This is a genomic window from Arthrobacter sp. ISL-30 (genome assembly GCF_018613855.1).
Classification (GTDB): Bacteria; Actinomycetota; Actinomycetes; order Actinomycetales; family Micrococcaceae; genus Arthrobacter.
On the sequence record NZ_JAGGPK010000051.1, the window covers coordinates 1 to 12,590 of the forward strand.

13 protein-coding genes and 1 pseudogene are annotated in these 12,590 nt (G+C 61.7%); 7 read left to right on the forward strand and 7 right to left on the reverse strand.

Annotated elements, in window-relative coordinates; genetic code table 11:
• Window positions 1-364: 364 nt before the first annotated feature.
• Complete coding sequence (locus J7E82_RS18370) at window positions 365-1,588, reverse strand: ISL3 family transposase (RefSeq protein ID WP_308113949.1); 1,224 nt, start codon at window positions 1,586-1,588, stop codon at window positions 365-367.
• Between the two features lie 305 nt (window positions 1,589-1,893).
• Here J7E82_RS18370 and J7E82_RS18375 point away from each other — a divergent pair, with 305 nt between their 5' ends.
• Window positions 1,894-2,394: a hypothetical protein gene (locus J7E82_RS18375; RefSeq protein ID WP_214865253.1), complete on the forward strand. Its 501-nt coding sequence runs from the start codon at window positions 1,894-1,896 to the stop codon at window positions 2,392-2,394.
• Between the two features lie 109 nt (window positions 2,395-2,503).
• Here the strand turns inward: J7E82_RS18375 and J7E82_RS18380 are convergent, their stop codons facing one another.
• On the reverse strand, window positions 2,504-2,827 hold the full coding sequence (locus J7E82_RS18380) for a hypothetical protein (RefSeq protein ID WP_214865255.1): 324 nt from the start codon (window positions 2,825-2,827) through the stop codon (window positions 2,504-2,506).
• Between the two features lie 825 nt (window positions 2,828-3,652).
• On the opposite strand from J7E82_RS18380, the pseudogene J7E82_RS21375 reads away from it, so the two are divergent.
• Window positions 3,653-4,186: pseudogene (locus J7E82_RS21375) on the forward strand (ATP-binding protein); the annotation flags it as partial.
• 46 nt (window positions 4,187-4,232) lie between these two features.
• Here the strand turns inward: J7E82_RS21375 and J7E82_RS21080 are convergent.
• A complete protein-coding gene (locus tag J7E82_RS21080; protein WP_285289760.1) occupies window positions 4,233-4,361 on the reverse strand; it encodes a hypothetical protein in 129 nt (42 codons plus the stop codon).
• Between J7E82_RS21080 and J7E82_RS20870 the strand changes: the two genes are divergently transcribed.
• The 3 genes from J7E82_RS20870 (at window position 4,348) to J7E82_RS18405 (ending at window position 6,992) form a co-directional block, all read left to right on the forward strand.
• Complete coding sequence (locus tag J7E82_RS20870) at window positions 4,348-4,713, forward strand: hypothetical protein (RefSeq protein ID WP_251042108.1); 366 nt, start codon at window positions 4,348-4,350, stop codon at window positions 4,711-4,713. The genes J7E82_RS21080 and J7E82_RS20870 overlap by 14 nt on opposite strands.
• A 43-nt stretch (window positions 4,714-4,756) precedes the next feature.
• Window positions 4,757-6,538, forward strand: coding sequence for a proline--tRNA ligase (locus tag J7E82_RS18400; RefSeq protein WP_214865257.1), 1,782 nt, complete (start codon window positions 4,757-4,759; stop codon window positions 6,536-6,538).
• A gap of 163 nt (window positions 6,539-6,701) precedes the next feature.
• On the forward strand, window positions 6,702-6,992 hold the full coding sequence (locus tag J7E82_RS18405) for a hypothetical protein (RefSeq protein WP_214865259.1): 291 nt from the start codon (window positions 6,702-6,704) through the stop codon (window positions 6,990-6,992).
• Window positions 6,993-7,085: 93 nt separating this feature from the next.
• Here the strand turns inward: J7E82_RS18405 and istB are convergent, their stop codons facing one another.
• Both istB and istA read right to left on the reverse strand, forming a co-directional pair.
• Window positions 7,086-7,901: an IS21-like element helper ATPase IstB gene (gene istB / locus J7E82_RS18410; protein ID WP_214865261.1), complete on the reverse strand. Its 816-nt coding sequence runs from the start codon at window positions 7,899-7,901 to the stop codon at window positions 7,086-7,088.
• Entirely contained in the window at window positions 7,898-9,583 is a 1,686-nt protein-coding gene (istA, locus tag J7E82_RS18415) for an IS21 family transposase (RefSeq protein WP_214865263.1), read from the reverse strand. Before istA ends, istB begins: the two co-directional genes overlap by 4 nt.
• Window positions 9,584-9,808: 225 nt before the next feature.
• Between istA and J7E82_RS18420 the strand changes: the two genes are divergently transcribed.
• On the forward strand, window positions 9,809-10,108 hold the full coding sequence (locus J7E82_RS18420) for a hypothetical protein (RefSeq protein WP_214865265.1): 300 nt from the start codon (window positions 9,809-9,811) through the stop codon (window positions 10,106-10,108).
• A 337-nt stretch (window positions 10,109-10,445) separates the two neighbouring features.
• Here the strand turns inward: J7E82_RS18420 and J7E82_RS18425 are convergent, their stop codons facing one another.
• On the reverse strand, window positions 10,446-11,000 hold the full coding sequence (locus tag J7E82_RS18425) for a hypothetical protein (protein WP_251042109.1): 555 nt from the start codon (window positions 10,998-11,000) through the stop codon (window positions 10,446-10,448).
• 465 nt (window positions 11,001-11,465) lie between these two features.
• Between J7E82_RS18425 and J7E82_RS20875 the strand changes: the two genes are divergently transcribed.
• Window positions 11,466-11,804 (forward strand): hypothetical protein, encoded by a 339-nt coding sequence (locus J7E82_RS20875; protein ID WP_251042110.1) that lies wholly within the window; start codon window positions 11,466-11,468, stop codon window positions 11,802-11,804.
• On the opposite strand, the gene J7E82_RS18435 is transcribed toward J7E82_RS20875, so the two are convergent.
• Entirely contained in the window at window positions 11,708-12,286 is a 579-nt protein-coding gene (locus J7E82_RS18435; protein WP_214865267.1) for a hypothetical protein, read from the reverse strand. The two genes, J7E82_RS20875 and J7E82_RS18435, sit on opposite strands and share 97 nt — an antisense overlap.
• Window positions 12,287-12,590 lie beyond the last annotated feature (304 nt).

Here is a 12,590-nt window from a genome sequence, read left to right on the forward strand (position 1 = left end):
CTCCACAGCGTTCGCCCGCGGTTCTGAACGGGCGAACCTGGCCCCGACCAGATCCCCGATCTCCGCCAGTCCATCGGCCCATTCCTGTACGTCTGCCACACAAATATCATCGCCCACCGCCAAGGATTAACACGCCCACCCGCAGGAAGGCGGTTAAAACGCCGATGGACGACAAAATAACCGCGACTGTAGTACTAGGTGCAGCCCTGGGAGCAGCCGCATTCTCGATTAAGCGGCCTCGGCAATTACTAACGTCAACGTGAGGATGCATTCAGCCTCGCCGCACCTTTCCGAGAACGTTCTATGGGCAGTTGTGAAATACCCCTGGAGATTCCATTGCCCTCGTATTATCGGCCCTTCGCATTTAGGCATGGTTCGTTTGTTTGATCCGGTAGGGGCGGTGGCCGCCGGCGGCGAGTAGGCATCTGAGTCTGTAGTTGGTGAAGTTTCGGAAGCCGCGGGCGATTCTGCGGGTGGTTTCGATGACGCCGTTGATGGCTTCAGTGGGCCCATTGGAGGCGCCGAAGGTGTCGAAGTAGGCCAAAATTGCTGTCTTCCATTGCTTGAGCGTGCGGCCCAGGCGTGAGATCTCGGGGATCGGGCAGGCCGGGAATGAACCGATGACTTCGTTGACGAGTTCTCTGCCCCGGGCAGGGCTGGCGTGGTAGATGTGGCGGAGCTTCTGGTAGCACTGCCAGGCCAGGGTGACTTCGTGGTCCGGGTCCCCGAGGGTGAGCTTGGCGTCGAGTCGGGCGGATTGTTTGTCGGTGAGGTGTTCGGCGCCTATCTGCAAGGTCCGGCGGATGCCGAAGAGCGGATCGCCCTTGCGGCCGCGGTGCCCGAGGGTGTCCTGCTGGACCCGGCGGCGGACCTCATCGACCATGGCTGATCCGAGTTTTACTACGTGGAAGGCGTCCAGGACGGTGATGGCTTCGGGCAGTTCATCGCGGATCGCGTTGGCGTAGCCGCGGACCGGATCCAGCGCCGCCGTTTTGATGCCGGCCGTGAATTCCTCGCCACGTTCTTTGAGCCAGTCGGCGTATGCCTTCCCGGACCGACCTGGAACGAGGTCCAGCAATCTTGCATGCACCGCACCTTGGGCGTCGCGGGTGTGGTCCACGATCCCGGTGACCATTCCAGTGCCGGGCGGGCCGGTGTGGGACCAGACATGCTCATCGACGCCAAGCGCGTCCACCCCGGTCAGCCTGCCGGCCGCTGCGATCCGCCGGGCGGCCTCTGCCTTGATGGCGTCCCAGGCCGTGTGCCAGGAGACGGCGAGCTGGTGCGCCAGAGCCGAGACCGAGGTGTCGAAACGCTGCAGGCCGTCGGTCGCCCACGTCACGGCCCTGGCAGTGAGTTTTGCCCGGGGACCGGCCAACTCGTGCTCTTCGGTGAATGTGGTTCTCGGGCAGTCAGGGTCCGGGCAGCGCCAGACACGCTTGGCCCACAGCAGCCGCACCGGACGGCCGAAACACGGGGTGTCATGGAGCCGGACCAGCCGGCGGCCGTGCCCGATCGCGACGACGCCGCAGTCCGGACAACCACTGACAGTTTCGGCTGTCTCGACGTGCAGAACCAGGCCGGTCACGGCCGCGGTGACAGAGCAGACGTGGATACCTTCGACACCAAGAAGCGCGTCTGCCCGCTCGCACCATCGACCGCCCGGGCAGGAAGTAGCATTGGGGCATATCAGGGTCTCTTTTTTATTGGGAAGCTTGGTCGCTACCAATTCAAAGAGGCCCTGACCTCTCTCCTCCCGCACCACGCCGCAGCGGCATCAAATCACACTCCCACCCTCGGCGTCAGAGGCCCCAACCACGCTCATCTGCGAAGGGCCGTATTATCGCGGCGCTACCCTCAGAGCAACCTTGGGGGACATTGGGGGTCGCAGACATGCGCACTGGATTCAAAATCACTCTTGCCGGAGTGGTGACTGCAGGTGCTGCAGCGGCACTCCTGGGCCTTGCACAGGCGCCCCAGGTTGATTTCGATGATCCATCGAGGATCATCCCGTCACTGTCCAATCCGCAGCAGGAGGCGGATAAAGTACCGGCAGAAATAATGTCCCGCCTTGACCGCGACGGCTACATCGGCATCGATCCCTCGCAGACCCGAAGGTTAGGCGAAGTTGATGGCATCACGTTCTATGGAGTGGCCGCGGGGGACAAAATCTGCATGATTCCCGTCGATGCCACCGGAAAAGACAACGGATCTATGGGTTGTGGATTGGTGAAAAACGCTGAATCCGGAGGTCTGAAGCTCGAATACCGGGCGACATCCCAAGCGGCCTGGCTAGTAGTTCACGGCGCTGCGGAGAAGAGTCTGGAGTCAGTCAAGGGTGAGCGAGGCTGGAGCCAGCTAGCCCCCAACTTCCTGGTGCGGAGCAACAAATAATCGCACTTTCGTTAAGGGGAAGATCAATGTGTTCGTGCGCCAGCACTCTGAAGGTTCCCCCATTCGGGACGTCCTGAAATCGAGGAGGCCATCGTTCGCCAAGACAGCTTTACTCTGGATCGGTTTCCTGATCTTTGCGAGCATCGCCTTCTGGAGTGTCGGCTCTGCGGCCTTCCTCTGCGGCTTTCTTTCGAGCATAGTCACGTCGAACCAGCGCGAGCACGCCAAGTTCAAGGATCAAGAATGATGCGATGCCCGCCCAAAGTCCGAAAAGAGCCTGCATGACGGCGAATGCCAATAGGCCAGGGCCTACGAGCACAAGCAAGAGCGTCAACGGTGAAAGTTGCTGAGATTCGGCGCCCATCCAGCCCTCGGGAGCGGTGATCCATTTGCTAAGACGACTCACTCTCCGGTGGGATCCGTTGACGTCCATGCCGTAAATATAGGCTGCCGCCGCGCCAACAAGCAGTCAGAGCCGTGCACCCGCAGGGAAGAGTCGGAAAGTGATTCCCCAAAGAGGACATAGAAACCCTGGTTGGATATGTCAACGTGATCCAAGACCACTAAGACAGCCTGATCCAGGGCCACCCTCGATCCATGCTGACTGGTGCCAGCGAATGTGCGGAGCACCGGTAACGGTCTCGGACCATCGCCGCAACGGATCTGATCAGAACGTAGCGGCATGTCGATTGAAGCAACACCTATTTCAGTTCTTCTTCTCCAGCAGGTATCACGGTTTCTGGCCTCAATCAAGCAGGGAATTGGTCTCAAACCCTCGGCCCCGTGCGGCCGGCATCGACAAAGAGGTCGGATACCGCTGGTTGTTTGAAAGTTATCTGAAGTTGCGTCGCGATGGATTGAGTCCGGCCCGAGCAGCCGCGGCGATTGGGTTCACGACGTCCCCGGCTCCCAGCTGCGAACGAGCCACAATACGGTTGGGGTCACTACGCACTTCCTCAGCTATGGCCCTAATCAGAGCCGGCGGGACGTCCGGTGCGGGACGTGTTTGCCACCGGAAGACATTATTCTTCGTCCGGCCGCGCTGAAGGCTTCGTGGCCACCCGCGGCGGAACGGCACTCGACGCCGACACTCTTCCCGCTGCGGCTTCCGGGTCAAATACACCCTCGCCACGAGGCTCGTGAACGAACTCGTCGAAGCCGAGAACGACAAAGCCCTGGCCAAAACCATCGCACGCTACGGGCCGCCCACTTTTTCGATCCACGAACGTCTCGGGGTGGGGCCAACTACAACTGCCCCGTGGGGCCAAGAGTGCCTGACGCAACCACCGCGGTCGCGGCTGTGGACCAGGCATGCCGTCGGCTTTCGCCTACATACCGTCCGGGCGGTTCTCGATGAGGCCCTGACGGTCGCCGGGAAGGAACAACTGTCTTACTAGCGTCCCTGCTGAACTGTTGTTGGCGGAGTGTGATGACCGGGACCGGCGCTCCTCGATCCGCCGCGTCAAAGCAGCCGGGTTTCCGCGGGACAAGTGGATCGGGGATTTCGATTTCGACGCGAATCCGAACATCAATCCCGCAACCATCCACACCCTCGCGACCGGGGACTGGATCCGTAAGGGCCCATGCTTGTGCATGATCGGGGACTACGGGACTGGCACGTCCCACCTGGCTGATTGGACTGGGCATTGCCGCGGCTGAGAAGGGGAGATCGGGTCAAATACACTCTGGCGACCCGGGGCTCGTGAACGAACTCCTGAAAGCCGCCGACGAGAAAGTCCTTACGAAAACCATTGCCCGCTATGGTCATGCCGACCTAAGAAGCGTTCATGACCGGCGTCTGTGCGGCGATACAAACCCGGAGGCCGCAATTTCGGGCGCTATCTCTCCGTCTTTCCGGGGTCGATAAGTTCGGCCAGGTGGCTGGACGCCGCATTGGAGTGTTCGTCCAGGAGTTGGCGGGCCTGCAGGCCAGGGCGGACCAGGCTCGTTGAGGTGGCTGAGAACATCGTTGTTTCTTCACGATTCCGTGACCTCGTTCAACGATTTGCCAAGGTACGCCAGATCTCCGTAGAGATGGCGGAATCGACCATGAAGTCACGCATGCTAGCTACGGTTCATCGTGGGGACATGCCCGATGAGGAGCAGATGCTGGCGTCCCTGGAGTCACTCGTTCATGCGTTGGAGACAGAACAGGACAGATGTAGACACTTGAGGAGTGCGCTGAAGCAGCACCCGGTAGGAGCGTTGAAGAAAAACGGTCCGCTCCCCCAGCGGGTCGCGCTCACCGCCGTGCCGGAGCTCGCGGCCAGCCTGTACACGGGCGGCGTGATCCCGACCGGACTCCCGGCGCCCAACTGACGCATCGTGGAATCGAGTGACTGCCGGTCAGTAGACTTGCCCGGTGGTCACTCGTCTTTCGAACTTCTTCCTCCGCACGCTCCGCGAAGACCCTGCTGATGCAGAGGTCACCAGCCACAGGCTGCTGATCCGCGCCGGCTACATCCGCCGTGCCGCTCCCGGTGTGTTCACGTGGCTGCCACTGGGGCTCAAGGTCAAGACGCGGATCGAAGCGATCATCCGCTCCGAGATGACGAACGCCGGGGCTCAGGAGGTCCACTTCCCCGCACTGCTGCCGCGCGAGCCCTACGAGCTGTCCGGCCGGTGGGAGTCCTACGGCGACGGCATCTTCCGGCTTCAGGACCGCAAGGGAGCCGACTACCTCCTCGCGCCGACTCACGAGGAGATGTTCACGCTGCTCGTCAAGGACCTCTACTCGTCCTACAAGGATCTGCCTCTGACGATCTACCAGATCCAAGACAAGTACCGCGATGAGGCGCGGCCTCGCGCCGGGCTGTTCCGCGGCCGCGAGTTCACGATGAAGGACGCGTACTCCTTCGACGCGTCGGATGCCAGCCTCGAGGTCAGCTACCAGGCGCAGCGTGACGCCTACGAGCGGATCTTCCAGCGTCTCGGCCTCGAGTACGTGATCGTGAATGCGGACAACGGCCTGATGGGCGGTGCGCGCAGTGAGGAGTTCCTGCACCCCACTCCCGTCGGCGAGGACACGTTCGTCCGCAGCGCCGGCGGATACGCGGCCAACGTGGAGGCGTTCTCGACCGCCGTGCCCGACGCGGTCGCGTTCGATCCTGACGCCGCGCCCGAGATCTTCGACTCCCCGAACACGCCGACCATCGAGACCCTCGTGGCGCACGCGAACGCGCATCTCGAGGGGGAGTACACGGCGGCGGACACGCTCAAGAACGTGGTCCTGGCTCTGACCCATGTCGACGGGACCCGCGAGCTCGTCGTCGTCGGCATCCCCGGCGATCGCGAGGTCGACGAGAAGCGCGCAGAGGTCGCCTTCGCCCCGGCCGAGGTCGAAACCGCGACCGCCGACGACTTCGAGGAGAACCCGCTGCTCGTCCGGGGCTACATCGGTCCCTGGTCTCCCACAGGTCCGGTGCTCGGCGAGGATTCGGCGACCGGCATCCGCTATCTGGTCGACCCCCGCGTCAGCGAGGGCACGAGCTGGATCACCGGCGCCAACATCGATCAGAAGCACGCCAACTCGGTCGTCGCCGGACGGGACTTCTTCGCGGATGGCATCGTCGAGATCGCCGACGTGCGCGCGGGCGACCCCGCGCCTGACGGGTCGGGACCGGTGGAGCTGGCTCGCGGAATGGAGATCGGGCATGTCTTCCAGCTCGGCCGCTTCTTCGCGGAGACCCTCGGTCTCAAGGTCCTCAACGAGAACGGCAAGCTCGTCACGGTCACGATGGGGTCGTACGGCATCGGCGTGACGCGCATCCTCGCGATCATCGCCGAGCTGAACAACGACGAGAAGGGCCTCATCTGGCCCGCATCCGTCGCGCCCTTCGACGTGCAGGTGGTCGCTGCCGGTCGTGACCAGGTCGCCTTCGATGTGGCGACCGACCTCTCGGCGCAACTCGAAGCCGCCGGTCTGGACGTGCTCTACGACGACCGTCCGAAGGTCTCGCCCGGGGTGAAGTTCGGCGATGCCGAACTGGTCGGCGTGCCGAAGATCATCATCGTGGGCCGCGGCGCGGCCGACGGAGAGGTCGAGCTCTGGGATCGCAGCACAGGCGACCGCGAAGCCGTGTCCCTCGCCGATGCGGTGGAGCGACTGACCCGTGAATATGTCAACTTGATTCAAGACCACTAAGTCGGCTCGATTCAGGGCCGCGCCCTCGTTCCATGATGAGCATCGCCAGGAATGTGCGCAGCACCAACAGCAATGGAGGGCTCTGCGGGCGCTTCATCGTGTGCCATTTTGCGCTCCTTGACCGGATAGCCCACCGGATTGACCCTAACGGGAGCCCCTCTTCATGGACAGGGAACGGCAGTGCAAAACACGGACAGCAGGACTAGATTTCGGGAATGAAAGCCATCGCAATTACGGCGGCGTCGTCGTCATACTGATCATCGGGACCATCGTCTGGATCTGGGTGGGTGCGGGCGAAGCGGTGTTCGCCGTACTTGGCACTGTGGCTCTTAGCTTGATAGCGGCCTGGGCCCAGCTGAGTGGAAACCGGGCGGCACGAGAAACCGATGAATATCGGGACAGATGGATAAGTCGCAGGCGGTCATACGACAAGAACGCCGCCGACGACGAGTAGCTGTGGCATCGCCTCACTACTGACGAAAGGAACCGTGAACGTCCCGCTCACGGTTCCCTAGAGGACGGTGGATGTCCTCGCTGTCTTGGAGGGCTAAGCGTTTTGTTGGGCGATGGTGTGGGCGAGTCGGTAGGAGGCGGTGCCGGTTTCGACGATGGTGCCGTTGAAGGTGAGGCGGTCCACGATGGCGGCGCAGAGGCGCGGGTCGGTGAAAGTCTTGGTCCAGCCGGAGAAAGACTCGTTCGACGCGATCGCAATGGAGTTCTTTTCCTCCCGTTCGGTGAGGACTTGGAACAGGAGTTCGGCTCCGCGGCGGTCCAGTTCCATGTAGCCAAGCTCGTCGATGCAGAGCAGGTCCACGCGGCCGTAGCGGGCAATGGTCTTTGCCAGGACCTTCTCGTCTGCAGCTTCGACGAGTTCATTCACGAGCCGGGTGGCGAGGGTGTACTTGACCCGGTAGCCCTTCTCTGCGGCGGCGGTGCCGAGACCGATGAGCAGGTGGGATTTACCGGTCCCGGAGTCTCCGATGAGGCACAGGGGCGCGCCTTTGCGGATCCAGTCACCGGTCGCCAGGGTGTGGATGGTGGCGGGATTGATGTTCGGGTTTGCATCGAAATCGAAATCCCCGAGCCACTTGTCCCGGGGAAAGTTCGCGGCCTTCACTCGGCGGATGGACGAGCGCCGGTCCCGGTCGTCGCACTCGGCCAGCAGCAACTCGGCCAGGAATCCTTGGTAGCTCAGTTGTTCCTTTCCTGCAACGGCGAGGGCTTCATCGAGGACCACCCGGATGGTGGGCAGCCGCAGCCGGCGGCAGGCCTGGTCCACGGCGGCGACTGCTGCCTGTTCGGTGAGGCCGCGGCGTCGGCGCAGGGTCGGGGTGATGGTGGTGGCCGGTGCGGTGGGACTCATGAGATGTGCTCCTTCGACGGTGTTCCTGCAGAGTGCTCGGTGCGTTTCGCCAGCAGCTCGTCATAGGCGCTGACCGAGGGCAAAACACGGGTATCCGGCGGGAGCCCCGCTATGACCGCTGCCGGGTCCATGAGCCGGCGCTGGGTCAGGCTGACAACCCGTTGCATATTTATTTCAGTTATTTCAGCAAGAGCACCGGGATGACGGTCTGAATCGTGCCCACACTCGGAAGACGCCGTTGCGTGTCTGCGGGCCTCGACCGCGACGACGTCTGCACTGACAGCTCCGACGCGCAGCGCTGCGGTGATCCCTGCCTGGATGTCTCCGGCGTCCATCGAGCGGTGCAGCAGCAGGACATCGATGAGTTCACGGGTCCCCTCGGCGTCGCCATTGACCCGGCGGGACGCGGCCCAGAAGGCCTCATGGGCACCGGTGAACGCCCCGGACTGCCTTGCCCGGGCCAGCGCGGTGGAACCGGGCAGGGCACCGGGTTTGGTTTTGAGGACTTCGAGGTAGTGGTCCAACTGGACCGACTGTCCAGACCGAGCGGCTACCCGTTGATGCCGGGCGATCACGGCCCGGCCATCGAACACCACGACTTCAGATGCCCGCAGCGAGACCCGGACTTTCCGGCTGATGAACCGCGCCGGGACGGAATACTTCACCATCCGCACCGTGACCATCGAAGACCTGTCAACCGTCGGATTTAGCACCAGGCCCGGATCAAATTCCTCCGATGGCAACGGCGCCAGGAACGGCTGTTCATTGGCGAAGTCCTGACCGATGGTGTGGATCCTGTCCATGATCCGCCGGCGCTCGTCCTGGACTTCCCAAGCCCGGATGCGGTCGTTGAGTTCATCCAGCGACTCAACGACCGGCATCGGGGAAAGCCGGTTGCGACGGAACCAGCCCACCTCGCCCTCCACCCCGCCCTTTTCGTGTGCGCCGCCAATGCCGGGCTGGCAGTAGAAGGCATCAAAGCCGTAATGCGAGCGGAACAGCACCCACCGGTCGTTCTCCTGCCGTTGCCGACCCTGCCCGAACACCACAGAAGAGACCGCGCTGGTGAGGTTGTCGTAGCGGATCTGCCTGACCGGCACGCCGCCGATTTCATTGAACGCCTCGATGTGGCCTTCCAGGAAAGCCTCCTGCGCCTGCTTGGGGTAAATCCGGTGGATGGCCTTGCCGGAATGAGAGAGCCGGAAGACGAACATGTGGCACTTCGTCTTCACGCCATTGAGCAGTACCCAGACTTCACCGAAATCCACTTCGGCCTCAGCGCCCGGCGCGTGTTCCTGCGGGACGAACACTTCAATCCTGCGGCCGGCTTCCACATCTGTCTGCGCCCGGCGGACTCGGACGTAGTCTCGCACCGTCGAATATGAAAGTTCCTCCGCTGAGTGTTCCTCAATCAGCCTGGCTAGGATCCTCCGGGCGGTATGACGCTGCTTCCTCGGCGCCGTCGCGTCCCCGGTCAGCATGGCGTCGATGGCCGGTTTGAATGGATCCAGCCGGGGCGATGACCTCACCGGTTTCTTCCGGGCCGGCGGGACGGGATCCGACAAGGCCTGTCGGACTGTGTCCCGACCGATCTGATACCGCTTTGCCAGCCCGCGGATGGATATGCCCTCTACGCGGGCGTCTCTGCGGATCTTGGCAAACAGCTCCATGCGCACCCTCATCCGGACCTCCAAATGATCGCTTTCAACAGATGAAAGCAACACTGAGGGTGGTCCTGACTCAAACCGTCACAAGCAGCCGGCGAGTCGTCGGTGGTCCTGATTCAAGCCGTCACGCCGGTCCTGAATCAAACTGCCATACTCACCTGGTCGAAGCTTCGAGGATCATGCCCTAATCATTGGGGGGAACCGATGCAGTCAAAGGCGCCCATACCCTGGCCCCTAAAAATGCTATTCGTTCTATTCTTCGCCGCCATCGTCGCAACAACGGTGCTCGGGCAGTTGCGAGGAGCATTCTTTTGGACGGCGGCGATAACTGCCGCCGGCCTCGCGATCCTGCTGGGATTGTCTTTGGCCACAGACTTCCGCGGATCAGCCCACTGGCTTGGTCAGCATGCGAAGGAGAACGCCTCGATGTATTTCAACGCTGCCGCCCCGGATAAGGGTGCCTACCGCATCATTGGCTTCGGCATAGCAGTGCTGGGACTGGCCATAGAAATCGCCCTCCTCACACATGTGCCGAAATGAACCTTCGATTAATTAGCCGCGACCCTGTATCCGGTAGAAGTTCCCCAAGGACATAACGCACTGACGCTTGTAGTCAGGCAGGCTCACTCGCGCTGGGGGGCGAGCACCCCTAACGAGTTTCTGTCTCTGTGTCCGGTAAAGGATCCTCGTGCGGGACAACAACCCTTGGGTGCAGCCATTTTGTCCCGCTCAACGTTCCCCTTCCGAACGGCCCGCCCGTCGCCCCGCCAGCACGCGGGTGGAGTGAGGGCCCTGGTAACATCCTTCCGCCACTCCTTAGTGTTCAGGGAACTCTGGGCATTGGTTGGGGCGTTGCGCTTCTCATTCGCTCCGGTGTTCAGCCACCGGTCCCTTTATCGTCTGGGCTAGTGACCGTCGAATCCCCGCTCCCGCCAGAGCTGATGCTAAGCGTCTCTATTCGTGCAGCACATAATGTCCGTTCCAGAGTGATCGGTGCCCCGTGGACACGGTTGTTCCTGCCAGTGTCATCGCACCAATCAACGTTGTGCGGCAATGCTTCCACTGCTGCCTCACCGACCGCCGTTTGCGATGGGGCGTCAAAGGTGAAGATGAAGCCGCCGGCATCATTCATCGGCGCAGTTGTGTCGATGACCTTCGTGCCAGTCGCGTCGGTGACCGTCACACGGATAAGCGCGTTCTCGCCGTAGCGGGGATCACAGCCGGCGTCCGACGCTTGGACCGTCACCTTGTCGCCGGCTTTCGCACTCGGCGGGTTCACTGAAAAGGCGGGCGGCATACAGGGCGGGTATCCGTCCCCCGAAGACACAACGCAACCAGACGAATAAGCAATCACCACAAGGGCGTTGACCGCAACAGACGCCGAAAATCGCTTGCCGCGGTGGGGAAAAGGCACCTGGGAACGGAGCTTCATTTCATCATTATGGTTCGGTGAGGACCGGCTTTTTCCTCCTTCAGAAATTCGTCCCCATATCGTTGCTCGAGCAGCGGCGCGTAGCTAAAGCGGCTCTCTCCTCACCAAATAGATGCTCGACGGAGCGCAAGTTCCGCGCCAGGGACGCCGACCAAGTTTTGGTCATTTTGATGTGATGACGAATGCCCGTTCAGGGGTTGCATTCCACCGAGCGCTCCTTCCTGGCCACTTTGGGCCCAAAGTGCTGGACGGCCAGTCCCGGTAAGGGTTCCCTAAATGGGGCCTGATACGCCTAGGAACTCCTGCAGAGAGTGCCGGCATAACGGCTGGCGGAATTCCTCTGCCTCATCCTCGCCAGTAGCTCTCGTCCTACCTTCACGGCAAGGAAGGGAATGGTTTGCATGATAAACGCGGGCCGGCACCTGCCCGGTCCCGGCCTCATCAGGCGGTACCACCAGATTCCGCTTGAACCGCGGCGGCGACCACCAACTCAACAAAGCTATTTACACCATCGCCCTCATCAGAATGAACAGGGACCCCGTAACCAGAGACTACGTCGCCAAACGAACAAGCCAGGGACGCACCAAAGAAAGAGATCATCCGCAGCCTCAAGAGATACATCACCCGCCAGATCTACCGAACATTCAACCACTCCGATCCGGCGCCCCCATACTGATAGGTGATTCTGTGCTTCTTCCGCTTCTGCCTCACAGCATTCCGTGCTGTCGTTTATATCTCTTCAGCCTGCCGAACATCTTTTTGGCGCCGCGGTCTGGTTCACTCAGTGCTCGGCCGCCCCGGTAATCGTAGGGGATTTCACCAAACCGAAAGGCCACGTGGTGAACCTTTTCAGGAGCAGGCGGTGCGGGCCACACCAGGAGCAGGTGTTCCTCCGTGGACTCGATGGAAATGGTGTTGAATTCGGATAATCGTCCGCGTGCCAGGCAGCGGATCCTGTACCAGCCGGGTCCGGCGGTACTGAGTTCCGGCAGCGATGGAGTGTCGTTGAACCCATCCACGGCCAGCTGCCCTTTCGGGGCATGAATCGAGACGTCGACGGCCTCCTCCCAGCCATTAAGAGAAAACTCGGGCTCGGAGTCCAGCAATGACACGCCGACGGTGATGAAACCGGTATCGGTGCCGGTGAGAATGACCGCTCCGGCGTCCAAAGGGCAGACGAGACCGTTGCAGTCCTTCAACTGCTGCGGGGAGGGAATCGCGGGGATGTTGTCATCAACCAGGGAGTAGAGGCGATAACTGATGTCTACCCTGTCCGTATTTACCATCAGGCCCGCCTTCGCTAGTTGGTCAAGGCTGCAAAGAACGGGTCGTGGTCCAGGATCCGCTGCTGCCGATATTGTTGACGAGATCTTTGTTCATCTTTCATGCATCGGCCGTACCGGACAAGTCCCGCTTCTAGGTGCCAGTCCCAAGAAGCGGGAGGGGTGCGTCCGCGCCGAGTGAGTCAGGGTGTGGGGGAAGTAATGGAGATTTCCCCACTACTCAGCGCAGCATCCACGCAGCCTGCAACCCGCAGGGCGTCAGCCTCGGAGGCTCCTGCTTTCAGCCGGATTCCAAGCCTTGAGGATG

Bases quoted from the DNA above. Each gene is read 5' to 3' on its own strand.
- J7E82_RS18375 (WP_214865253.1), top strand. From the start codon at position 1,894: ATGCGCACTGGATTCAAAATCACTCTTGCCGGAGTGGTGACTGCAGGT.
- J7E82_RS18380 (WP_214865255.1), bottom strand. From the start codon at position 2,827: ATGGACGTCAACGGATCCCACCGGAGAGTGAGTCGTCTTAGCAAATGG.
- J7E82_RS21080 (WP_285289760.1), bottom strand. From the start codon at position 4,361: ATGTTCTCAGCCACCTCAACGAGCCTGGTCCGCCCTGGCCTGCAGGCC.
- J7E82_RS18405 (WP_214865259.1), top strand. From the start codon at position 6,702: ATGGACAGGGAACGGCAGTGCAAAACACGGACAGCAGGACTAGATTTC.
- istB (WP_214865261.1), bottom strand. From the start codon at position 7,901: ATGAGTCCCACCGCACCGGCCACCACCATCACCCCGACCCTGCGCCGA.
- istA (WP_214865263.1), bottom strand. From the start codon at position 9,583: ATGAGGGTGCGCATGGAGCTGTTTGCCAAGATCCGCAGAGACGCCCGC.
- J7E82_RS18420 (WP_214865265.1), top strand. From the start codon at position 9,809: ATGCTATTCGTTCTATTCTTCGCCGCCATCGTCGCAACAACGGTGCTC.
- J7E82_RS18425 (WP_251042109.1), bottom strand. From the start codon at position 11,000: ATGAAGCTCCGTTCCCAGGTGCCTTTTCCCCACCGCGGCAAGCGATTT.
- J7E82_RS18435 (WP_214865267.1), bottom strand. From the start codon at position 12,286: ATGGTAAATACGGACAGGGTAGACATCAGTTATCGCCTCTACTCCCTG.